The following is a 22,526-nucleotide window of genomic DNA, read 5'->3' as shown; positions in this document are numbered from 1 at the left end:
AGGGGACGTATGACCGACCACTTCGAGGTCCACGAGCGGGACGGCGCGGCCCGGATCGGGGAGCTTCGGCTCGCCGATCCCGTGACCACGCCGGCGCTCGCGGACCCCTTCCTCGTCGACGCGGGCAGCCTCTGGACCGCAGACCGCGAGGTGCCCGAGGGGGACGAGGCCGCGCTCACCGTGTTACCGCACCGCTCGTTCCCCGCGGGGACCCGCGAGGAGGTTCGCGAGTCGTTCCGGGTGGACCATCCCGCGGTCGACGCGCCGACCGCCGCGGTCGTCGACACCGAGGCCCCGCGTGACGTGGGTGCCGACGCCTACGTCCTCGCGGACGCGTCCGGGTTCGTCGGCCACGGCGAGGCGTTCCGCGACGCGATCCTGTCTGCGAAGTCGGCGCTGCCGGCCGACACGGCGCTTCTCCTCGCCGGCGTCGCCACGCCGCTGAACGTCGCGACGCTCGCGTACGTCGGGGTCGACCTCGTCGACGCGTCGCTCGCGCGAACGAAGGGAGCGCAGGGGATGTACCTCACCGCGGACGCCGAGCACTTCCTCGAGGACCTCGAGGAGCTTCCGTGTGCCTGCCCGGCCTGCGCGAAGCCCCGCGGGGAGTTCACTTGCGCTGACTGTGCCGACCACAACGTGAACGCGCTCCGCGCCGAGCTTCGTCGGGTCCGCGAGCGGATCCGGTCCGGACGGCTCCGCGACTATCTCGAGGGGCAGGCCCGCCACGACCAGTGGCTCACCGCCGCGTTTCGCGAGTTCGACGACCAGTGGGGCTACCTCGAGGAACGGACGCCGCTGATGCGCGACGCCGAGGTGACGGCGGCGACCGCCGAGACGCTCGACCGCGTCGAGATACGGCGGTTCGCGGACCGCGTGACGAGCCGCTACCGCAACCGCTTTTCCGACCAGCCGCTGGTGTTGGTTCCCTGTTCGGCGACGAAGCCGTACAGCGACTCCCAGAGCCACCGCCAGTTCCACGACGCCGTGAAGTGGCGCGGCCACACCGTCTCGATGACCTCGCCGATCGGGGTCGTTCCCCAGGAGCTGGAGACGACCTACCCCGCCCAGCACTACGACGCCGTCGTGACCGGCGACTGGAGCGAGGACGAGATCGGCTTCGTCGCCGAGGTGCTCCGCCGCTACCTGGTCCGCAACGAGTACTCGCGCGTCATCGCTCACGTCCCGGAACACGGCTACCGCGAGGTCTGTGAACGGGTCGAGGCCGACCCCGGGATCGACGTCGACTTCGAGTACACCTGTGTCGACCACCCCACGACCGACGAGTCGCTCGGGGAGTTGAACGCGGCGCTGTCGGGCGAGCCCGCCTACAGCAAACGCGAGCGCGAGCACAACACGGTCCGTGCGATCGCCGACTACCTGCTCGGGGACGGCGCGGGCGACGAGGTGTTCGGCGGACGGGCTGACGGGTCGGGCAACGGCGGGACGAACGACTCCGGCTTCGCCGAGATCCGCACCACGGGTCGCTATCCCAAGCTTCAGGTGTGGGGCGACGACCCCGACGCCGGTCGCGAGGGGGAACCGGGCGAACAGCTCGCGACCATGGTCCCGCAGTACGGCACGCTCTCGTTCACGCTCGCGGGCGCGAGGCGATGGGTGGAGAGCGACGCCCCGACGAAGCGCGTCGAGATCGACGGGTTCGTCCCGCACGGCTCCGTGCTCGCGCCGGGGGTCGTCGACGCCGACGACGGGATCCGCGTCGGCGACGAGGTCGTCATCGAGGGGCCGAGGGCGTTCGCCGTCGGCCGCGCGGAGATGTCCGGGCCCGAGATGGTCGACTCGACCCGCGGCGTCGCCAGCGAAGTACGCCACGTCGACGAGAAGTAGGCCGACGGCTCCGAACCGCTTCGGTGGGCGGTCGCGAACTACCCGTCGGTCCGCACGTACGTCTTCAGCCCGGCCAGCCGACCGTCCTCGACCGCGAAGACGTCGACGAACGCGAACAGCTCCTCGCCGTCGGCGTCGAGGAGCCGTCCCCGGACCGCCACGCCGGGGTCGCTCTCGTAGAGCGCGTCGACGACGTGTTCGGTGTCGGTCAGCGGCCGCTCGTCGCGCATGAACGCGACGAACCGGTCGCGTCCCTCGAGGGTTCGGTCGGATCGCTCGTGGACGAACCCCGGGTCGAGGAGGTCCGCGAGCCGGTCGTAGTCGCCGTCGTCTATCGCCTCGTAGTAGGCGCGGGCCGGTCGGCTCACGACGCCAGCTCCGCGAACTCCGCGGCGGAGGTCCGCGTCCCCTTCGCGATGATCACGTCGCCGGCGCGGATCGTCGTGTCGAGGTCGGGCCCGACGAGCCAGCCCTCGTCCGGACGGCGGATCGCGAGCACGCTGGTGGCTATCTCGGTGGCGGGGACGCCGGCCTCGATCGGCGTTCCGACGAGGTCGCTTCCCGGCGCGACCCGCGTGCGGGCGATGATCTCGTCGGACTCCCTGACGGCCATCTCGACGACGGGATGGACGCCGATGTCTCGCAACACGCCCTCCGTGATCTCGAGGGCGGCGTCGGATATCTCCTCGGTCGCGACGCCGAGGTGGATGAGTCCCCGGAGCGCGACGGGGTCGTCGGCCTCCTTCGCGGCCCGGAGGGTCCACGCCTCGAACCGGGACTGGAGGGCGTCGACCTCGATCTCCAGGTTGCTCACCTCCTCCGCGAGTTCCTCGTTGTCGAAGAGCACCGAGCCGTACGCGAGGTCGACGGCGAGCTCCGAGAGGTTCTTCATCAGGACGATGGAGTCGACCGCCCGTTCGAGGTCGTCGATCGCGGGCTCGACCGGGTCGTCCGCCTCGAACGGCTCGCCGGCAAGCGTCGGGTACGCCTCCGCGACGCCGGTCTCCGGCCCGCGAAGCAGCGTCACGTCCCCGCGTTTCAGCCGCGTCTTCGGTCCGGGATTGAGTATCCAGTCGTCGTCCCGGCGGATCGCGATGACCCGAACGCCCGTCACGGACTCCAGGTCGATGTCCTTCAGCGTCCGACCGTGGTAGGCGGAGTCGTCGGCGACGGTGCCGCGGACGAGCGTCTCGACGCCCTCGGTGAGCGCGCCGCGCATCGCGTCCGGGAGCCCGATCTCCTCGAGCACGATCTTCGCGATGTCGCCGGCGGCGTCGGACACCTTGTCGGCGGCGCCGACGACCCCGAGCACGGGCGCGAGCGTCTCCGCCTCCTTCGGGTTGCGGGCGGCGAGCATGAGGCTCATCCGGGCGCGCATCTGGAGGACGTCCATCCGGTGTTCGAGCTCGACGACCTCCCGCGCGACGGAGGGGCTGCCGTGGAGCACCGCGGAGTACGAGAGGTCGATGAGGAGCTCTGCCGTGTCCTTCATCTCCACGAGGAGGTCCTTCACGCTCGCGGGCTCGTAGGAGACCGTCTCCGGCGGCCGTCGCCCGTCGAATCGTCCCATACCGAACCGTCTCCGGCTCCGGGCAAAAGGCTTACCACGGGGTCGAACCGCGGGATGCGGATCGGAAGCTCGAGGACGGACCCGTCCGCCTCACGCGTCCTCGAGGGCGCCGCCGGCGACGTAGCCTCCGTGGTTCCCGTCCGCGGACCTCGGCCCGTCGCCTTCGATCGGCGCGGCCAGAGCGACGAGCGCGAGCCACCGGAGCAGCCGGTCCGCGCGATCGCGCCAGGTCCGCTCCCAGTCGGCGTCGCGCGCACGGTCGTGACGCGGAACCGACTCCCGGGTCGCCTCGAAGAGCGTGTCGGCCGTCACCGGCTCCGCCGGCGTCGCGGACCGCAGCAACGAAAGCGCCTCGGGGACGAACAGGACGCCGTCGCGAAGGCCCTCACGGACGCGTTCGGGCGTCGGATCGGCGTCGGTTCGGACGAATCCTCGGGGCGTCTCCCGGACGAGCCCGAGCGTCCGGAGGAACGCGAGCCAGTCGTTCGCGCGCTGGCGGTTCGGGAGGTCACGTCGGTCGCGTAGGCGGGCACAGCAGTCGTCGGTGCTCCCCGGGACGAGCGGGACCGCCCGCTGGAACTCCGCGATCTCCGCGAGCGCCGCCGGCGGCTCGGGGACCGGTTTGAGCCGCATCAGCGGTAGCCGAACGACTCCGCGAGCAGCTCCTCGTCGGTCTCGCCGACCGTGTAGACCGGGCCGTCGACCACGTCGACGGTGACCTTCGCCGGGGCGAACACGCTCTCGGGGACCTCGTAGAAGTCCCAGTCGGCGTCCTCGAACACCTCGACGAACGGGGTGCCGTAGTCGTCGCGCACGGTGGAGACGATCTCGTCGAACCGGTCGTCGTCGCGCGCGACCTGGAGGTGGACCTCCCCGCCGTACGCCAGCGCGTCGTTCGTCCGGCCCATCGCGAGGTCCTCGTCGCGGGTGACGGGGGCGATCGGCGCGCTTCCGGAGGCGTAGAGCACGTCGGTCGGCTCGTAGCCGATCTCGAGCAGGCGAAAGACCGCGAGCTCGGCCGCCCGCGCCGCGGTCGAGACGGAGCCCGCCGTGGAGCCGGTGGCGTACGTCGGGAGGAAGACGCCCTCGGGGTCCACCTCGGCGAGGTCGGCGACGTGCTCGGAGACCGTCTCGTCGGGAAGCGACGTGGACTCGATCGTGAGGGTGGCGAACTCCGAGGAGTCGTAGTAGCCGACCCGCTCGAACTCCGTCTCCTGGCCGACGAGCGCGCGGGCGGGCCCGGAACCGAGCCCCTCGAAGCCGTTCTCGAACGCCAGCTCCCAACCGGCCTTCTGTGAACACAACAGCGCGACTGCGGGGTGGTCGGTCGACAGCTCGACGTACCCGCGGGGCGCGTCCGCGACCTCGCCCATGCGGGTATTCACGCTCGCCAGTCCGGCCGTCTGGATCTCGGTCAACAGCAGGCCGGCCTCGACCCCGCCGTTGGCCTCGACGCCGAAGTCGACGACCGTCGCCCCGTTCTCCAACTCGTAACCCGCCACGTCGAGCTCGCCCGCGAAGTCGAGCGCCTCGTCGACGAGCTCGATCGCGGTCCGGTTGATGCTCTCCATACGTCCCCTTTCGCGTCCGGGCGTAAGGGGCTTGCCGGTTGGAGCCGGATCGTGCGAGCTCCGAGCCGTTACCGGAAGCCGCCGCCGGGACCGCACGGACCGTCGGGACCCTTCGGCCCCGACGGACGCGGATCCGGGTCGATCCGCACGAACTCGCTTTCGGCACGCGGATCGATCTCTCGACCCTCCTCGTAGCGGACGAACGAGAGATAGAAGGGTTCGCCACATCCCGGGGTCGACGCCGTAGATCCTTTTCGGCCGTCGGCGTGCGGGTCCCAGACGACCTCGTCGCTCTCGCCACAGACGAACCGGACGCCGTCGGCCGCGTCGTCCTCGAAGGGCTCGCCGGGGCCGACGTACGTCCACCCCTCGAAGGGGTACGGCGTCACCGCCTTGTCCGCGAGATAGCCCTCGCGCTCGATCTCGACGATCGTCTCACAGCGCGGACAGTGGTAGGTGACCGGATAACCCATACCGTCGGGAGGAGCGGTACGAATAAACACCCGTCGCCGGCCGGCCTCAGTCGTCGGCGGCCTCGGCGGCCGGCAGTTCCGCGCGCGTCGCCCGGGCGAGCGCCGCGATCGCCTCCTCGATCTCGTCGGGCGCGGCGTAGCTGAACGAGATCCGGGCGTGACCGTCCCCGCGGCCGTCGTGGTAGAAGTACGATCCGGGGAGGTACGTCACGCCCTCGTCGGCCGCGGTCGGGAGCAGCTCCTCCGCGTCGATCCCCTCCGGGAAGTCGATCCAGACGAAGAAGCCGCCCTCGGGCTCGCTCCAGTTCGTCCCCGACGGCATCCGCTCCTCGAGCGTCTCGAGCATGCGGTCCCGGCGCTCGCGGTAGCCCGCACACAGCTCCTCGAGGTTCGCCTCGAAATCGATCGCCTCGCAGTAGCGGGCGACGAGCCCCAGCGTCAGCACGTTCTCGCCGCCGGCGTTGATCCGGTCGAGCTCCCTGATTATCGCCTCGTCGGCGACGATCCAGCCCGTCCGGATGCCGGGGGCGATCGTCTTCGAGAACGTGTCGACCCGGATCACTCTGCCGTCCTCGTCGAGCGACCTGAGCGGCGGCGGCGTCGAGCCCTCGTAGCGGAGCTGGCCGTACGGGTCGTCCTCGACGATCAGGAAGTCGTACGTCTCCGCCAGCTCGAGGAGCCGCTCGCGACGCTCCGTCGACAGCGTCACGCCGGTCGGGTTCTGGAAGTCGGGGATCGTGTACAGCAGCTTCGGGAGCGGGTCGCCCGCCTCCTCGCGGGCCGCGAGGTCGTCGGCGAACGCGTCGACGTCGAGGCCGTTCGCGTCCATCGCGTACCCCTCGATGTCGGGGTCGTAGTTGCGGAACAGCCGTATCGCGCCCATGAACGTGGGCGCCTCGACCGCGATGGTGTCGCCCGGGTCGAGGAAGGTCTGTGCGACCGTATCGAGCGCGTGCGTCGCGCCGTTCGCCACGTGGACCTCCTCGGCCGAACAGTCGATCCCGCGGGCACGGGTCCGTTCGACGACCGTCTCCGTGATCGCGTCCGCGTAGTCGCCGCCGGCGTACTGGAGCGCGTCCTCGTGGTCGACCTCCAGGACCGTGTCGACGGCGTCGCCGACCGCCCCGTTCGGCAACGCGTCCGGGTACGGGAACCCGAACGCGAGCGACACCGCGTCCGGCGCCGTGATCGCCCGCCACGTCCCGTAGGCGGCACCTTCCATCGTCTCTCGAACTGGATCGGCGAACAGGTGCGCGTACCCGTCCGACCCGTCGCTCTCGTTCATTTCGTGTATGAACACGTTCGTTCTCCGATATAAGCCTGCTGGCGGGGGAACGAAACCCCGCAACCCCTTTTAGCGGGGCCGTCGACTCTCCGGACATGATCGACGAGACGGTCGCCGAGATCCGGGCGATGCGGACCCACAGCACCTCCGCGGTGGCCGTGAAGGCGACGGAGTCGCTCGCGGAACTGCTCGACCGCGAGTACATCACCGTCGACGAGTTCGAGCGCGACCTCGAACACAACGCGGGCGTTTTGCGCCGGTCGAACCCCTCGCACGCCGCGCTGCACAACGCGATGCGCGAGGTCGAACGCTCGATCGTCGGCGAGCCGACCACGGTCGAGGGCGCGAAACAGCTCCTCGAGGACGTGATCGACCGTGTCGTCGAGGACGTCGAGACGTCGAAGGCGGCCGCCGCGGCCAACGCCGCCGAGCGGATCGTCGACGGCGACACCCTTCTGGTCCACGACTACTCCACGACCGTCCTCGAGTCGATCGAGACCGCCGCCAGCGAGGGGGCACACCTGACGGTGTACGTGACCGAGGCGCGCCCGCGGACCCTCGGCCGGAAGACGGCGCGCGCGCTGGCCGGGATGGACCGCGTCGACGTGCGGATGGTCGTCGACAGTGCGATGGGATACGCGCTCCGCGACTGCGACCGCGTCCTGCTCGGGATCACGTGTATCACCGGCGGCACCTACTACAACCGCGTCGGGACGTTCCCGCTCGTCGTGACCGCCCGCGAGCTCGGCGTCCCGGTCACCGCGGTCGGATCCGGCGCGAAGACCATAGAGGAGTTCCGGTTCGAGAACGAGTTCCGCGACGCCGTGGAAGTGATGCGCGAGCCGGTCGAGGGCGTCGAGATCGAGAACCCGAGCTACGACGCCACTCCCGTCGGGATGATCGACACCGTGATCACCGACGACGGCGTCATGGAGTGAGCGCGTCGAGCGTCACGGAACGAGCGAGTCGACCCGGTCGCCGATCCGCGAGAGCGTCGCGTCCGAGAGCCCGTGACCCGACCCGGAGTCGATCCGGACGTAGACGGCCGCGCCGGCCGCCTCGAGGATCCGACCCGTCTCCCGCACTCGAGTGGACGAGACGTACGGGTCCGCCTCGCTCGACTCGAGCGAGACGGGCGTCCCGGAGAGCGGGCCGTCGCGGTCGGCCCCGCGTCCGGCACCGTCACCGTCGTCCTCGCCGTCCCCGTCCCAATCGGCCTCCTCATCCCTGCCCTCCCCGCCGTCAGCGACCCGACACGTACCGAGATCGTCGCCCGGGAGCGCCGCCGACGCGACGACCGCCCCGCCGAACCGCCGCGGGCGACGACACAGGAACGCCGCGAGGACGCACCCGCCCTGAGACACCCCGACGAGGAGCGTCCGCTCGGGGAGGATCCCCACGTCGCCCGCGGCCGCGACCGCGCCGGCGACGCAGTCGACCGCCGAGGAGAGGGCGGACTCGTTGGACTCGATCGGGGCGTCGTGGCTCGCCGGGAACCAGTTCGACCGGCGAGCCTGGGGGGCGAGAAACGTCACGCCCGGCCGGTAGAACTCGTCGGCGAGCCGCACGATCCCGTCCGCGGTTCCTCCCCGTCCGTGAAGGAGCACGACCGCGACCTCGGCGGCCGCGGCGGGCGCGCCCCCGACGACGAGCCGGGCGGCGGCGTGCGGACCCTCGACCTCCGACAGCGTCCGGGTCATCCCTCGTCCGCCGGCGGCTCGATCGGCGGCAGCTGTCCCTCGATCAGGTCCCGGTCCTCGGCGAACCGGCCAGGAAGGTAGCGGTCGGTCGCGTGGCCGTCCGCGTCGGGATCGGCGAATCCCGGCCCTCGCGGGCCGTCCGGGGTCGGCTCCTCCGTCGCGAGCTCGACGAGGAGCCCGCCGGGACCGCGGACGTACAGCGAGTGAAAGAAGTGCCGGTCCTTCACGCGTGAGACCTCGTATTCCCGATCGCGGAACAGGTCGTGCCAGCCGAGGAGGGCCTCGCGGTCCGGGGCCCGCACCGCGACGTGGTGGAGCGTGCCGGGGCCCTCGCGAAGATAGGGTGCGTCCCGATCGAGGAGGTCGACGGCGGTCGCCCGCTCGCCCGGCGCGCGGTACCGGACCCGATCGTTCATCTCGGCCTCGTATTCGAATCCAAGCGTCTCAAGCACGCTCGCGGCACCGTACGGGTCCGTCGGCGTCGCGGTCGCGCCGTACAGTCCCCGGATCGCCGCCGATTCGGGGACCGGCCCGTCGGTCCACGGATCGCCAGAATCGTCCGTCTCGAGGAGTTCGACCGCGGTCCCGGCGGGGTCGGAAACCCGGAGTCCACGGTCGCCGAACCGTTCCTCCGGACGGATCCGGTCGACGTCGACGCCGCGGTCGGTCAGTCGGTCGCGCCAGTACTCGGACGAACCGGATGGGACGGCGAGCGAGACCGACTCGTACCCCGGCTTCCCGGGTCTCCCCGGAACTCCCTCCGGGTCGGGAAAGACGGTGAGGACCGATCCCGGACGGCCGGCGCCCGTTCCGAAGTAGAGGTGATACTGGAGGAGGTCCTCGTAGTTCACCGTCGTCCGGAGCAGCCGGAGCCCGAGCGTCCCCGCGTAGAAGTCGACGCTCGCCTGCGCGTCGCCGACGATCCCGGTCACGTGGTGGATGCCCGGCGTCTGCGTGGTCACGCGTGGCGGTTCGGCGCGGGGGATCAAATCGGTGTCGCCCGCCGTCCGCGACTCGCCTATCGGTCGGCGGGATCCGGCCCGACCGCGTCCGGACCGGGGATCCGATGTATGCCGCGTGACACCTGCCAAAACGGTTTTGAATGTGCGATGTGTTAACGAAATTATGAGCGTCAATCGGGGCGGCGACGTCGCCTTCCGGATCCCGAGCGAGCCCGCCCTGGAACCCGAGTGCACGAGCCTCTCGTGTGAGCTGTCGGCGGCGGCGACCGACCCCGGCGTCGTCACCGCCGTCGCGCTCGGGGGGCTGCTCGCGCTCCTCACCTTCGCGTACGTCCGCGACGCGGAGACGGTCTGCCGCCGCGAACGCCGCCGCGTCATGGACGAACACGACGCGTTCGAGGAGTTCGCCGACCGCGTCGCGGCGCTCGATCCCTGTCCCGCGGAGACGACGGAACCGTCCGCGTTCGCCGCCACCCAGGCGGTCGGGAGGCGTCGGGGAGCCGGGCAGCGCGCGGTCGGCGATAAACGCCTCAGACGCGTCCTCGACACGTACCGGGACACCGTGATGTCGTTACCTCACTACACCGAGGAGTACGACGAGAGCGTCGCCGAGAGCCTCGCGGCGGAGCTCGGCCCGGACACCACCGTGTCCCTGGCGTCGAACGGGACGCTCTCGCCGGGGTTACAGTCCGCGCTGGTCGACCGGAGCCGCCGGGCGGCGGCCGCGAGGCGGTCGCTCGGGGACGCGATCGGCGTCGAACTCGACGCGCTCGACGACGCCGACGCGACCCTCTCGGGGATCGACCGCCGCCGGAGGCGGTTGGACCAGCATCTCGAGGGGATCCCGCGGGGGAGACGAGCCGACGCCTCGATCGACGTCTGGGAGCGGCTCGGCGACCTCGAGGCGGAGTGTGACGACCTCGCTGACGACCGACAGTCGACGCTTCGGAACCCACCGATGTCCCCGGAACGCGTCGCCGGCGGCGTCGAGGCCGGCTTCTACGAGTACCTCTACGAGCCGATGGACGGTCCCGACCACCCGGTGTTGGCGTCGGTCGCGACGCTCGTCGACCGGATCCGCGAGGACCGCGACCGCGTCGCTCGCCGGATCGCGGACGGCGTCTGAGTTCCGCGTGTTCGACAGCACCAGCGCGACGACCGACGAATCGACCGTGGATCACTTCCGGAGGCGGTCGAGCACCGCTCGCCGGAGCCGCTCGACCACTCCCGCGTCGGCATCGCTCCCGGACGGTTCCCGTTCGCCGAGCTCCCACTCGGCCTTTCCGGCCGCCTCGCGCACCGTGCGGAACTGCCAGCCGACCGTCTCGGCGAGCCGGCGGTCCTCCGGGGAGGTCCCGACGAACACGTGCCGGGGCGTGTCGGTCGCCTCCCGGACGTCGGCCAGCGTCCCCCACTTGTCCCAGTCCCGGAGCGCGTAGTCGTTCTCGAGGCCGTGTCGATCGAGGAAGGCCTCGACGGCGTCCGTGTCGTTGGCGACGACCCCGACGCGCGCGCTCCACCGGCGCGCGTCCGCGAACGCGGCGGCGGGGTCGGCGAGCGACCGGGCAGCCGAGAGCGTGAAGACGAGCGTCATCTCGCCCTCGGGGCCGTCGTCGCCTCGGCCGTCGGCGTTTCCGTCGTCTGCGGACATGGTTCTATCCGGACCGGATCGGCAGCTCCACGTGCGTCGGGCGGTCGGCGTCGTGGTGGATCGTGTTCGTCGCGGTCTCGTACTCCCGGTCGCCGTAGAGGTCGCCGCCCGTGTTGTGGTTGACGTCGTATCGCGGGTAGTTCGACGACGAGACGTCGAGCCGGATCCGGTGGCCCGGCTTGAACAGGTTCGCCGTCGGGTACAGCTCCAGCTCGAACTCGTACACCTCGCCGGGGTCGAGGAGGTCCGGCTCCGTGCGGTAGTTCCGGTAGCGACCCCGACAGATCGAGTCGGTGAGGTTGAGCGCGAAGCCGGAAGGGAACTCCTCGCTCGCCGGATGCTCGTCGATCAGCTTCGCGGTGAAGTCGGTGTCGAGGGCGTCGGTCGAGGCGTGAAGGCGCACGCGGATCGGGCCCGCGACCTCGACGGCCTCCTCCAGCGGCGGCGTCCGGAAGACGACGACGTCGTTCCGCTCCTCCAACGGCCCGTAGGGCGGGTCGGCTCCGAAGGTGTCCGGGCGGGTCCGCTGGTCGTAGCCGCCGCGGCCGGTGATGCTCAAGGTCGGCCGATCCGCGAGCGGGAGGTCCTCGATCCGCTCCTCGCGCGGCTCGAAGGTGTAGTACGACGAGCAGTTCCCGCCGAGCGTCGGGACCGGGTCCCGCGGGTCGAACTCGTAGGTCGTCGAGGAGTCGGCGTCGTCGGGCGGATCGGTCGCGAGGCTGCCGTCGCCGTGCGCGTAGTACGCGGTGGACTCGGCGTCCGGGAGCGGCCAGTCGGTCGCCTCCTTCCACTCGCCGCCGTGACGGAGTCGCCCGTCCCCGGTCGCGGAGCCGTCGCCGGATCCCATCCGGAAGTACTGGACCCGCGGCTCCTCCCAGGTGTCCCGTCCCTTGAGGTAGTGATCGAAGAACCGCAGCTTCGTCCGGAGGTAGTCGCGGGTCATCGCGTCGCCGAAGGCGGTCTCGCCCGAGTACGGCTTGGTCCACGTCGACTGCCCGCCGTGGGTCCACGCGCCCATGAGCAGGAAGTGGTCGCTCTCCTTCCGGTCCGCGAGCCCCTCGAAGTTGTCGCAGGTCGCCTTCGCGTAGGAGTCGTACCACGAGCCGGCGTAGACGGTCGGCACGTCGGCGCTCTCGTCGTAGTGCGCCTCGAAGTTGATGCTGGGATCCGTCCAGAACTCGTCGTCGCCGGGGGTCCGCGCGAAGTCGAGGACGTACTCCTCGTAGTTCGGGAGGTGTGAGAGCGGCGACTGGCCGGGGAGTACCGGTTCGTTCGCGAGCATGTCGCGCGTGTCGACCTCGGCGATCCGTCGGCGGAGGTCCTCGTTCTCGAGGACGCGCTTCGCGAACCCGCCGCCGATAGTCAGCGACCACGTGAGCCACCGCAGCTCGAAGGCCCCGTGGTGTCGCAGCGTCGCCTTCCACGCGTTCGCCGCCCCCTGGTTGACGAACATCGCCGCCAGCCCCCGCGGCCGCTGTGTCGCCAGCGCGTTCTGGACCCACGCCATGTAGGAGATGCCCATCGTCCCGACCTGGCCGTCACAGTACGGCCGGTCGGCGAGCCATTCGACCGTGTCCGCGCCGTCCTCGGCCTCGTTGACGAGGAGGTAGAACTCGCCCTCGCTCGCGTATCGGCCGCGGACGTCCTGAAGCGCGACGACGTAGCCGCGCTCGGCGTACCAGTTACCCGCCTGCTCGACGCGCTCGCGGGCGCGCTTGTCGTAGGGCGTTCGCACGAGCAGGGCCGGCTTCGGCTCCTCGATCGGCTCGCCGGTCTCCGGGTCGGCCGGGCGATAGACGTCGGTCGCGAGCGCGGTCCCGTCACGGGTCTCCACCGTCGCGTCGTGGCGTACCGTCACTCCGTATTCGGGCGGTGATACCATACGTCACGCTATCGGACGAGGATCTTGAACCTTGCCCCGGCTCACGCGTCCGGCCAGCGCTCGATGTAGACCGTCTCGTCGGTGTAAAAGCGGATCATGTCGTCACCCTGCGCGTGGAGGTCGCCGAAGAAGGAGTCCTTCCGTCCGCCGAAGTGGAAGAACGCCATCGGCGCGGCGGTCCCGGCGTTCACGCCGACGTTCCCGACGTCGGCCTCGTGGCGGAACCGCCGGGCGTCGCCCCCGCTGGCCGTGAAGAGGCTCGCCGCGTTGCCGAAGTCGCTCCGGTTCACCACGTCGATCGCCTCGTCGAGGTCGGCGACCGACCGCAGTCCGAGGACGGGACCGAACATCTCCTCTCTGACGATCCGCATCTCCGGCTCGACGTCCCCGAACACGGTCGGTCCGAGGAAGTTGCCGCCCTCGTAGCCCTCGACCTCGACGTCGCGGCCGTCCAAGAGCAGGTCCGCCCCCTCGTCTATCCCGCTCGCGATCAGCTCGCGGACGCGCTCCTCGTGGTCGGGCGTGATCAGCGCGCCAATGTCGGTGTCGTCGTCGAGACCGTAGCCGACGGTTCGGGACTCCGCCTCCGCCAGGACGCGGTCGACGAACTCGTCGTAGACGTCCGCCTCGACGACGACGACGTCGTTCGCGAGACAGCGCTCTCCGCCGCACGCGAACGCCGAGGAGACGGTCTTCTTCGCGGCGAAGTCGAGGTCGGCGGTCTCCGTGACGACGACGTGGTTCTTCGCGCCGCCCTGCGCCTGGACGCGCTTCCCGTTCGCGGCGGCGCGCTCGTAGACGTGTCTCGCGACGGGCGTGCTGCCGACGAACGAGACGCCCTCGATCCCGTCGTGGTCGAGGATCGCGTTCACCGTGTCGGCGCTCCCGTGGACGAGCTGGACGACCCCGTCGGGAAAGCCCGCCTCGTCGATCAGTTCGAAGAGCCGTTCGGCGACGACGGGGTCGCGCTCGCTGGGTTTGAGAACGAACGCGTTCCCGGTCGCGACCGCGTACGGGAGGAACCACAGCGGGATCATTCCGGGGAAGTTGAACGGGGTGATCGCCGCGAAGACGCCGAGCGGCTTGCGGACCGCGGTCTCGTCGATGTCCGGCGCGGCGTTCGGCAGGTGGCCCGCCTGCATCATCGAGGGAATGCCGCAGGCGACCTCGACGTTCTCGATGCCGCGGCGAAGCTCGCCACGGGCCTCCGCGAGCGTCTTGCCGTGTTCGCGGACCAACACCTCCGCGAGCTCGTCTTGATGCTCCTCGAGGAGTCGCTTGAGCTCGAAGAGCGGCTGGATGCGGGCCTCGACGGGCGTTCGCGACCACTCGTCGAACGCGTCCCGTCCCGCCCGGACGGCCGCGTCGACGTCCTCCTCGGCGCTGAATCCGACGCGCGTGAGCGTCTCTCCGGTTCCCGGATCGACCACGTCCTGCCCGTCGGTTCCGGTCGGCGCCCGCCAGGAGCCGTCGACGTAGTTCCGCACGTCCCCCCACGGTGGTGTGGTATCGAGTGCCATCTCTCGGGCGACGATTCTCGCCCCTTCGGTAAGTCCTTTCGGAGGGATCCTCCGCCGGTCGTGTCACCGAGAGTGCCTACGACCCGTGTTCGAAGAGAAGGTACCCCAGAGCACCCGCCACGAACGCAACGCCGATATTGGTTACCACACCGAGCAACCCGATCCCGATCGTGAGCGGCAGGTGATCCGTGTCGAGGCCCGCTCGTCCGAGCTCGACGGCGATCAGCCCGAGGACGACGCCGAGCATCGGCAGGGGGAACGCCGACACGATACCGACCGCCAGTACGGCGGCGATCGCGTAGATCGCGCCGAGAACGACGTTCGATCCGGCGGTTCGCGCACCGAAGGCGTACTTTCCGGCGACACCCCCGCTCCCGTGGCACATCGGCATCGCCCCGAGCGGGACGGCGACCAGGTTCATCACGCCCATGCTCGTGGAGAGCTCGTCGGCGGAGACGTCCGCGTCGTAGTAGTCCGAGAGCAGCAACGAGGTGGCGACGGCGGCGTTGCCGACCGTCATGGCGAGTTGCGCGACCGTCCCTTCGAGCGCCGCCACGGAGACGGACGAAGGGCTCGGAAGACCCACGGTAAACGCGGGAAGCTGCGGCGTCGGGACGCCGACCCGAGTGACGGTAAAGACGACGCCGACGCAGAGAACGACGAGTGCGCTCGCCTTCCGGTAGCCCGCGAGGATCACGACCGCCGCGACGCCCATCGAGACGAGTGCGAGCGTCAGCCCGTCGAGACTCAATCGAATACCGGTTTCGAGAAGGATGAGCCCGACTCCGAGTTGAACGCCTCGGATCACCGGTTGGCCCACGTACCGCTCGATCCGACCGAGCGTTCCGGTGGACCCGACGACGAGAAGAACGACGCCGGCGAGGAGACCGGCGACCGCGAGTTCACTCGCCGTGAGCGCGCCCGCGATCACGAGCGCCGCGAGCGCTTTCATCGGCTCGACGGAGATGGGAAGCCCGTAGTGGAGCCCCCAGACGATCTGGAACGCCGCGAACCCGAGAAGGAGACGTGTCAGCGAGAGCTCCGTGAGGGCGGCAATGGCGACCACCACCGGAAACACCGTAACCGAATCACCTATCGCACCGGTGAACTCATCAATGGAGAACTCAACCGAATCCCCGTCCCAGTACTCGGTTGAAAACGCCACTATACTGGGAGAAAACGTCGAGAGACATTAACCTGTTCAGAAACCATATCCAGCTATTCTCCGGAGATACGTGCCCAATTTCGGTTACCAAGGCTCCGTGAATGGAAACGACGAGACTGACTCGTCTCCGCTTTTCGACGCCGAAGCGTTCGACGACCCGTCCGCGTCCGTCTGGGGTTGGAGGTATCACGAACGACTTATTGTCGTTAGCGAGTATCCCGATCCGTGGTGGCAGTGACGATTCAGTTACCCCCACTGAGCCCCTTGTGACGACGGGTTTCCACCGAGCCACCACGTCCACTTCCCGTCGAGCCGCGCACGTCCCTCGTCGACGGATCGGTTCGCGTGGACCGACGCGCGGCCGTCCACGCCGGATCGTCCCCACAGGTACCACCGGTGTCGCCCGTTTTTAAGCCGCCACGTCCCGATCGGTGGGTATGGAACTGGAGTTGCGGTTCTTCGCGACGTTTCGGGAGGCCGCCGGCGGAAAGACCGTCGTCCGCGAGTTCGAGGACGGCTCCGACGTCGGAGACGTACTTCGCGCGCTGGAAGCGGAGTACGAGGGGATGGACGGTCGGCTGATCGTCGACGGCGACCTCGCCCCCCAGATCAACGTGTTGAAGAACGGCCGTGAGGTGTTACACCTCCAGGGACTCGACACCGAACTCGCCGACGGCGACCGGCTGTCCGTCTTTCCGCCCGTCGCCGGCGGGACGATCGAGGGTGACGCCGCCGACGAAGAAGCGGAGGCTCCGCCGGAGCCGACGACCGAGCCCGGGTGGGTCCGCCGCGAGGTCGCGTATCGCGGGATCTCCCGGCGGCTCGCGGCCCACTACCTCGAGAACCTCGGCGGCGAGCTCGTCGGCACCGACGACCCCGCGGCGGCGACGCGCGTGGACGGCGAGGGCTGGCGCGCGACGCTCGACGCGGCGACGGTGACCGCGGCGGCGTCGATCACGCTCACGGAGGTGACCGTCTCGTTCGCGGGCGAGGAGTCGGTTCTGGACGAGTTGCTCCCGAAGTTCGAGCGGAAGGCGATGCGGGCCGGCGGCTGATGGGTGCGGGATCCGCCGGAAACGGTACCGGGAACGGCGACGGGGGCCACCCGATCGACGGGACGGCGCTCCTGAAGGCCGCGGCGCTCGCGAGCGTCCCCGCCGATCGACTCCCGACGCTCCTCTCGTCCGTCCAGGCCGATCTCGGACCGCGCCTCGACGACTATCGCCGACGGTACGAGCGGATCGAGGCGGCCCCCGACCGCGAGACGTTCCTCGTCGAGCCCGACCATTGGGACGGGATCGGCGCGCGTCTGGGCCTGTCGGACCGCGAGCGCGACGCGGTCGCCCGCGCACACGAGACCGCGGTCGAGCGGTGGGGGTCGACGACGGACCGACGCGCGGAGTTCGAGGCCGCCCTCGAGATCCGGTCGGCGGTCGTGATCGGCGTCGGGAACGCGGAAGGGGAGTGAGAGCTCCCCACCGACGGACGAGTGAGAGCTCTCCACCGACGGACGAGTGAGAGCTCTCCACCGACGGACCTTTCTCGCCCGCGCGAGGACGGATCGGCATGCGACTCGCTCGCCTGTTGACGCCCGAGGGCCCGGTTGCCGGTCGATACGACGACGGAGCCGTCGTCGCCGAGGACGGCCGATACGAGGTCGGCCGCGACGGCCGGCTTCTCCCGCCGTGTGAGCCCGGCGCGCTCTACTGCGTCGGCAGGAACTACGCGGAGACGCTCGACCAGATGGAGTACGAGCGACCCGAGGAACCGGACTTCTTCATCAAACCGCCGACGAGCCTCCTCGCACACGGTCGGTCGGTTCGCTATCCCGAGTGGACCGACGAGCTGACCTACGCTGGCGAGCTCGTCGCCGTGATCGACGAGCGATGCCGCGACCTCGATCCCGAGGACGTGCCCGAAGCCGTCCGCGGGTACACGGTGATGAACGACCTCGACGCCCTCGACCAGGGCGGCCGGACCGCACGGAAGGCGTTCGACGGCTCCGCCCCGCTCGGTCCCTGGATCGAGACGGACGTCGATCCGACGGCGATCGACGTGACCACGACGGTCGGCGGCGAGCGCCGACAGGACGCGAACACCGAACTCATGCTGTTCGATCCGTACGAGATCGTCTCGTATCTCTCCCGGCGGTTCACCCTCCGTCCGGGCGACTGTATCGCGTTCGGGAGCCCCGCGAACCCCGGCCTCGTCGAGCCGGGCGAGCGCGTCGAGATAACCTACGAGGGCGTCGGAACCCTCTCGAATCGGGTCGTGGCCGGCTCGGACCCGGCGGACTCGGCGGACTCGACGGAGGACGCGGTCACATCGGCTGACGCTCGCCGTAGGTGAGCGTCCGCCAGAGCCACTCGACGGGACCGAACCGGTACCGCCGGAGCCACGCGACCGAGAGGGCGACCTGTATCGCCCAGAAGGCGACGACCATCCCGAGCGCCTCGACGCGGGAGACGGATCCGAACAGCCCGAGTCCGTGTCCGTAGAAGACGGTGGTCGCGACCACCGTCTGGAGCAGGTAGTTGGTGAACGCGGTCCGGCCGACCGCCGCGAACGCCCGCGTGGCCGGCCCCTCCGGCCGCCACCGTGCGTAGAGAGTGACGATCCCGACGTAGCCGCCGGCGACGAGGAGGCTGCCGACGTAGTTGAACTGCCGCCAGAACAGCGCCGCGCCCGCGCTCCAGTCGTTGGCCTCGATGTACCAGACGCCCGCGAGGACGATCCCGACGCCGACGATCCCGACGCCGACGAGCCGGCGGTAGAACGCCGAGGAGCGCTCGCCGGTCAACACGCCCCGCTTGTACAGCGACATCCCGAGCAGGACGGTTCCGCCGACCCGCCAGAACGTCCCGCCGAGGAAGCCGACCGTCTGCCGCTCGAAGGACGTCGGGGCGCGGTGGTCGAACTGGGCGAGCCAGCCGCTCCGGTAGGTCTCGACCTCCGCGCGCAGCGCGGACTCCGCGGGAGCCCACTGGCCCGCGATCGCCTCGCCGCCGACGGTGAGGCCCGCGAACACCTCCAGCAGGGGCGTGACGAGCAGGAAGACCAGTGCGAGTCCGGCCAGCGCCCGCGGCTCCCAGTCGTACGCGAAGACGAGCGCCAGTCCGCAGAAGCCGTAGGCGACGAGGATGTCCCCGTACCAGAGCAGGTACGCGTGTGCCAGGCCGATGGCGATCAGCCAGGCGGTCCGCCGGTAGTGAAGCGGCATGGCGGGCTGGTCCTTCCGCTCCTTGCTCTCGATGAAGAGGACCATTCCCGCCCCGAACAGCGCCGAGAAGAGGGTGATGAACTTCTGTTCGGCGAGGACGTGGCCGACGAGCCACGCCCAGTAGTTCGCCCCGGTGAAATCGCCGAAAACCGTGGGGTTGAGAAGCGTCGTCTCGGGCATCGAGAAGACCCGAACGTTGATCACGAGGATGCCGAGGACGGCCACGCCGCGGAGCGCGTCGAGGCTGACGATGCGTTCGGAGGGCGGCGTCGGTCCGGGCGAGTCGCTCACGATACGCGGGTCCACGGACTACAGCGACGAATAGGTTCGTGATCCGGTCGGAAGCCGCTCCGCGCTCTCCCGTTCAATCGAGTCGGACCGCGCGGCCGGTCTGGGAGGAGCGATAGATCGCGTCGATCACGTGCTGGACGGCCAGTCCCTCCTCGACCGTGTTGATCGCGGGGGGCTCGCCCGCCGCGACGGCCTCGAGGAAGACGTCCTGTTCGGCCCCGTGGCTGTTGTCGTCGCGAGTCTCCACTTCGGTGTCCGAGAGGTGGTGCCCGCCGCCGACGCTCGCCTCGTGGAGCGTGAGTTCGTCCCGGCCGCGGTCGAACGTCGCGCCCGCCTCGCTGCCCCGGATCACGAACTCGTCCGTCGTCGGTCGGTTCGTGGCCCACGCGACCTCCAGCGAGACGGTGCTGCCGTCGGCTCCCCGAACGAACGCCGAGGCGGAGTCGTCGACGTCGAACCCCTCCGGTCCCTCGTCTTCCCCCCACGTGTCGATGTACGCGTAGTCGTCGCGACCGCCGAACTCCGAGCGCGTCTCGCCGGTGACCTCGACGATCTCGGGGTGGTCGAGGAAGTACAGCGCCAGGTCGATGGCGTGGACGCCGATGTCGATGAGCGCGCCGCCGCCGGCGACCGCCTTCGAGGTGAACCAGGAGCCGCGACCCGGCACGCCCCGACGCCGGACGTAGTTCGCCTCGACGTGTTTCGTCTCGCCGAAGCGCCCCTCGTCCTGGTAGTGTTTGATCACCTGTACCGGCTTCCGGAACCGGTTGTTGAACCCGACCATACAGAACCCCTCCGCGTCGGCCGCGGCGTCGGCGATGCGTTCCGCGCTCTCGAGGGTGTGTGCGAGCGGCTTCTCCAGGAGCACGTCGAGGCCGGCCTCCAGCGCCCCCGTCGCGTACTCCTCGTGGAACCGGTTCGGCGTGGTGATCAGGACGGCCTCGCAGTCGTCGTAGAGGTCCGTCGCCTCCTCGTAGGCGTGAACCCCGAACTCCTCGTGGAAGCGGCGTCGGGCGTCCGCGTCGATGTCCATCCCGCCGACGAGGTTCGCGTCCCGATCGAGGAACTGTCTCGCGTGGTGGGTGCCGATCCCGCCGAGGCCGACGATCCCGACGGCGACGTCGTTGGCGCTGGTCATGTCCCGGAATTCACAACGGGTGTTGTTAAGATTCACGCTCCATCGAGAAACCGGGTCGCTCCCCGACGTATCACTCCGCGGTGTTCGTCTCCCGCACCCGCACTCCCTTGCGCGCGAGGTGGCGCATCTGCCGCTGGGCGAACTCCTCCTCGCTCGTCCCGCGGGTCGCGAGCACGTACACGAGCGCCGAGCCCGCGGGGCGCATCGTCCGTCCCGCGCGCTGGGAGCCCTGCCGACGGGAGCCGCCGAGGCCGCTCGCGACGACCGCGAGCTCCGCGTTCGGCAGGTCGATCCCCTCGTCGCCGACCCGGGAGACGACGAGCGTGTCGAGGTCGCTCTCCTCGTCTCGGAACCGCCGAAACAGCTCCGCGCGCTCGTGATGGGGAGTCTCCCCGCTGATGAAGGGCGCGTCGATGGCCTCGGCGATCGCCTCGCCGTGGTCGAGGTACTCGATGAACACGAGCGCCTTCCTGTCGCGGTGGGCCGCGAGCAGGTAGCGGACCTCCTCGACCTTCGCCGGGTTCTCCGCGGCGAGCCGCCGACGTTCCCGACCGTCCGCGCTGGCGTACTCGTTTCGTGCCAGCTCCTCACGCCAGGGGACGTACCGGATCTCGACTTCCGGCTCCTGGACGAACCCCGCCTCGAACAGCGCGTCCCAGTCGGCCCCGATCGGCTGGCCGATCAGGGTGTAGATCTCCTCCTCGCTGCCCGTCTCGCGGACCGGCGTCGCCGAGAGGCCGAGCCGATGCTTGCTCTGGAGCTCGGCGGTCCGGGAGTACACCGGCGCGGTGACGTGGTGCGCCTCGTCGAAACAGATCAGGCCCCACTCCCTCGAGTCGAACAGGCTCCGGTGCCGGTCCATCCCCGCGATCTGGTAGGTCGCGATCGTGACCGGCCGGATCTCCTTTTCCCCCCCGTGGTACAGCCCCACGTCGGCGGGGTCGACCGTCGAGTGGGCCAGCAGCTCCTCGCGCCACTGCCCGGCGAGCTCGCGGGACGGGACCAGGATCAGGGTCTCGCCGCCCACGGCCGCGATCGTCGCGATGGCGGCGACCGTCTTGCCCGACCCCGGCGGCCCGACGTACACCCCCGACCGCGACTCGAGGAACGTCTCGACCCACGTCTCCTGGTAGTCCCGGAGATCGGTCGTGAGGTCGACGTCGACCGGGTCGCCCGTCTCGAGGTCGCGGTCGTCCTCGACCGGGTAGCCCGCGTCGTACAGCGCGCGCTTGACGCTCGCGACGGCGTCCTCGTTCACCCACGCTTCCGTCTCGGAGATCGGCGCGCGGAGCTGGCCGTCCTCGAGGTGGTTCTCGGCGACGTTGCCCATCAGGCTCTCGTTGGCGGCCTCGAGGACGACGTAGCCGTCCTCGTGGGTGTACAACCGGAAGCGGTGCGCGCGCCGCCACTGGTCGCGGATCCACTCCTCGAGGTGCTCGAACCGACGCGGAAGGACGGACCGCAGGCTCGCGATCAGCGCGTCGGCGTCCTCGAACGGGGCGGCCCACACGTCCTCCTGGCGGATCCGGTAGAGGTACCCCCGCGTGCCGGGCTCGGTGCCGGTCGTGTCGACGAGGTACGCGAACTGTGAGAGCCGCGCCCGGGTGAACTGCGTCGGTCGGTCGACGACGATCTCCCGGCGGCTCGGGAAGGCGACCACACGCTCGCGGGTAGCCAGCGCGCCCCAGTCGCTCGGGTAGAAGACGACGGGGTCGCTCTCGACGTCGAGGCGGTCCACGTCGCCGCGCTCGACGAGGTCGGCGAGGGCGTCGCGGGCGGCGGCCTGCGTCGTCCCCAGCCGCCGCGCGACCTCGCTGGCGGTCGCGACGGGACGCTCCTCGGCCTCGAGTGCTTCATGGAACCGGTCGAGCGGAACGTCGGTGGGGGTTTCGGGGTCAGCGTCAGGCATCTCGGAGTCGTCACTCGAGTGCGTCTCGGAATCGTCGCCGGAGGACGTTTCAGGATCGTCGCCGGCGGCGGGAGCGCCGGTGTCGTCGGTCATCACTCCCGGTTCGACCGCGACGCGGAAATGGGTAGCGTCCGCGGGCGACTGGAGCGAAGCGATGAACGACGTGAACACGTCCAAAGCCCCGGTCACGAGGACTCCCGCGGCTCGCTTCAGTTCTCGCTCGCGTTGCTCGCTGTGGTCCTTGTGTCGCCGGGATTCGTCCTTCCGGGAGACTCCGTCTCCCGACTTCCCGCTCACTTCGTTCGCGGGAATCGCGACTGTCTCTCTGAGTCCCGACCACA

General features: G+C 70.1%; 21 protein-coding genes and 1 pseudogene. 7 read left to right on the top strand and 15 right to left on the bottom strand.

Going from position 1 to position 22,526, the window contains the following annotated elements:
• Positions 1 to 9 precede the first annotated feature (9 nt).
• Positions 10 to 1,848, top strand: coding sequence for an archaeosine synthase subunit alpha (arcS, locus tag EAO78_RS11640; protein WP_122106008.1), 1,839 nt, complete (start codon positions 10 to 12; stop codon positions 1,846 to 1,848).
• 38 nt (positions 1,849 to 1,886) lie between these two features.
• On the opposite strand, the gene EAO78_RS11635 is transcribed toward arcS, so the two are convergent.
• The 6 genes from EAO78_RS11635 to EAO78_RS11610 form a co-directional block, all read right to left on the bottom strand.
• The gene (locus tag EAO78_RS11635) at positions 1,887 to 2,216 is read right to left on the bottom strand and encodes a nuclear transport factor 2 family protein (protein WP_203227873.1); all 330 of its coding nucleotides are present in this window, start codon (positions 2,214 to 2,216) and stop codon (positions 1,887 to 1,889) included.
• Positions 2,213 to 3,418, bottom strand: coding sequence for a potassium channel family protein (locus tag EAO78_RS11630; RefSeq protein ID WP_122106007.1), 1,206 nt, complete (start codon positions 3,416 to 3,418; stop codon positions 2,213 to 2,215). The genes EAO78_RS11635 and EAO78_RS11630 overlap by 4 nt, the downstream gene beginning before the upstream one ends.
• Before the next feature lie 90 nt (positions 3,419 to 3,508).
• Positions 3,509 to 4,051, bottom strand: coding sequence for a hypothetical protein (locus EAO78_RS11625; RefSeq protein ID WP_122106006.1), 543 nt, complete (start codon positions 4,049 to 4,051; stop codon positions 3,509 to 3,511).
• Complete coding sequence (gene mch, locus EAO78_RS11620; RefSeq protein WP_122106005.1) at positions 4,051 to 4,989, bottom strand: methenyltetrahydromethanopterin cyclohydrolase; 939 nt, start codon at positions 4,987 to 4,989, stop codon at positions 4,051 to 4,053. The genes EAO78_RS11625 and mch overlap by 1 nt, the downstream gene beginning before the upstream one ends.
• 68 nt (positions 4,990 to 5,057) lie before the next feature.
• Positions 5,058 to 5,462, bottom strand: a complete 405-nt coding sequence (locus EAO78_RS11615; RefSeq protein WP_122106004.1) for a hypothetical protein — start codon at positions 5,460 to 5,462, stop codon at positions 5,058 to 5,060.
• Positions 5,463 to 5,508: 46 nt separating this feature from the next.
• Positions 5,509 to 6,747, bottom strand: a complete 1,239-nt coding sequence (locus EAO78_RS11610; protein WP_122106003.1) for an aminotransferase-like domain-containing protein — start codon at positions 6,745 to 6,747, stop codon at positions 5,509 to 5,511.
• A 95-nt stretch (positions 6,748 to 6,842) separates the two neighbouring features.
• On the opposite strand from EAO78_RS11610, the gene EAO78_RS11605 reads away from it, so the two are divergent.
• Positions 6,843 to 7,685, top strand: a complete 843-nt coding sequence (locus EAO78_RS11605) for an eIF2B alpha/beta/delta subunit family protein (RefSeq protein ID WP_122106002.1) — start codon at positions 6,843 to 6,845, stop codon at positions 7,683 to 7,685.
• 12 nt (positions 7,686 to 7,697) lie between these two features.
• Here the strand turns inward: EAO78_RS11605 and EAO78_RS11600 are convergent, their stop codons facing one another.
• Together EAO78_RS11600 and EAO78_RS11595 are read right to left on the bottom strand one after the other, a co-directional pair.
• Complete coding sequence (locus tag EAO78_RS11600) at positions 7,698 to 8,447, bottom strand: alpha/beta hydrolase (protein ID WP_122106001.1); 750 nt, start codon at positions 8,445 to 8,447, stop codon at positions 7,698 to 7,700.
• Complete coding sequence (locus EAO78_RS11595) at positions 8,444 to 9,409, bottom strand: VOC family protein (RefSeq protein WP_122106000.1); 966 nt, start codon at positions 9,407 to 9,409, stop codon at positions 8,444 to 8,446. The genes EAO78_RS11600 and EAO78_RS11595 overlap by 4 nt, the downstream gene beginning before the upstream one ends.
• 163 nt (positions 9,410 to 9,572) lie before the next feature.
• On the opposite strand from EAO78_RS11595, the gene EAO78_RS11590 reads away from it, so the two are divergent.
• On the top strand, positions 9,573 to 10,535 hold the full coding sequence (locus tag EAO78_RS11590; RefSeq protein ID WP_122105999.1) for a DUF7260 family protein: 963 nt from the start codon (positions 9,573 to 9,575) through the stop codon (positions 10,533 to 10,535).
• Positions 10,536 to 10,586: 51 nt separating this feature from the next.
• Here EAO78_RS11590 and EAO78_RS11585 read toward each other — a convergent pair whose 3' ends face one another.
• The 4 genes from EAO78_RS11585 to EAO78_RS11570 form a co-directional block, all read right to left on the bottom strand.
• Positions 10,587 to 11,060: a DUF7124 domain-containing protein gene (locus EAO78_RS11585; RefSeq protein ID WP_122105998.1), complete on the bottom strand. Its 474-nt coding sequence runs from the start codon at positions 11,058 to 11,060 to the stop codon at positions 10,587 to 10,589.
• A gap of 4 nt (positions 11,061 to 11,064) precedes the next feature.
• Entirely contained in the window at positions 11,065 to 12,942 is a 1,878-nt protein-coding gene (locus EAO78_RS11580; protein WP_122105997.1) for a CocE/NonD family hydrolase, read from the bottom strand.
• Positions 12,943 to 12,983: 41 nt separating this feature from the next.
• The gene (locus EAO78_RS11575; protein WP_122105996.1) at positions 12,984 to 14,462 is read right to left on the bottom strand and encodes a CoA-acylating methylmalonate-semialdehyde dehydrogenase; all 1,479 of its coding nucleotides are present in this window, start codon (positions 14,460 to 14,462) and stop codon (positions 12,984 to 12,986) included.
• A gap of 76 nt (positions 14,463 to 14,538) precedes the next feature.
• A complete protein-coding gene (locus EAO78_RS11570) occupies positions 14,539 to 15,627 on the bottom strand; it encodes a putative sulfate/molybdate transporter (protein WP_238987680.1) in 1,089 nt (362 codons plus the stop codon).
• A 437-nt stretch (positions 15,628 to 16,064) separates the two neighbouring features.
• Between EAO78_RS11570 and EAO78_RS18190 the strand changes: the two are divergent.
• From EAO78_RS18190 to EAO78_RS11555, 4 genes and pseudogenes are all read left to right on the top strand, one after another.
• Positions 16,065 to 16,340: pseudogene (locus EAO78_RS18190) on the top strand (ubiquitin-like small modifier protein 1); the annotation flags it as partial.
• Between the two features lie 3 nt (positions 16,341 to 16,343).
• Positions 16,344 to 16,682 carry a hypothetical protein gene (locus EAO78_RS18185; RefSeq protein ID WP_203227877.1) on the top strand — a complete coding sequence of 113 codons (339 nt, stop codon included), beginning with the start codon at positions 16,344 to 16,346 and terminating at the stop codon, positions 16,680 to 16,682.
• On the top strand, positions 16,682 to 17,095 hold the full coding sequence (locus EAO78_RS11560; RefSeq protein ID WP_122105993.1) for a hypothetical protein: 414 nt from the start codon (positions 16,682 to 16,684) through the stop codon (positions 17,093 to 17,095). Before EAO78_RS18185 ends, EAO78_RS11560 begins: the two co-directional genes overlap by 1 nt.
• Positions 17,096 to 17,193: 98 nt before the next feature.
• On the top strand, positions 17,194 to 17,976 hold the full coding sequence (locus tag EAO78_RS11555) for a fumarylacetoacetate hydrolase family protein (protein ID WP_379748609.1): 783 nt from the start codon (positions 17,194 to 17,196) through the stop codon (positions 17,974 to 17,976).
• Here the strand turns inward: EAO78_RS11555 and EAO78_RS11550 are convergent.
• The 3 genes from EAO78_RS11550 to EAO78_RS11540 form a co-directional block, all read right to left on the bottom strand.
• Positions 17,948 to 19,138, bottom strand: coding sequence for a DUF418 domain-containing protein (locus EAO78_RS11550; RefSeq protein ID WP_122106089.1), 1,191 nt, complete (start codon positions 19,136 to 19,138; stop codon positions 17,948 to 17,950). The genes EAO78_RS11555 and EAO78_RS11550 overlap by 29 nt on opposite strands.
• 73 nt (positions 19,139 to 19,211) lie before the next feature.
• Positions 19,212 to 20,276, bottom strand: coding sequence for a Gfo/Idh/MocA family protein (locus EAO78_RS11545; RefSeq protein ID WP_122105992.1), 1,065 nt, complete (start codon positions 20,274 to 20,276; stop codon positions 19,212 to 19,214).
• A 70-nt stretch (positions 20,277 to 20,346) separates the two neighbouring features.
• A complete protein-coding gene (locus tag EAO78_RS11540; protein WP_122106088.1) occupies positions 20,347 to 22,278 on the bottom strand; it encodes a DEAD/DEAH box helicase in 1,932 nt (643 codons plus the stop codon).
• Positions 22,279 to 22,526: the final 248 nt, after the last annotated feature.

Origin of the sequence: Halobellus captivus (assembly GCF_003697845.1) — an archaeon.
In the GTDB taxonomy this organism is placed as follows: Archaea; Halobacteriota; Halobacteria; order Halobacteriales; family Haloferacaceae; genus Halorubrum; species Halorubrum glutamatedens.
This window is presented reverse-complemented; position numbering and strand designations above follow the sequence as displayed.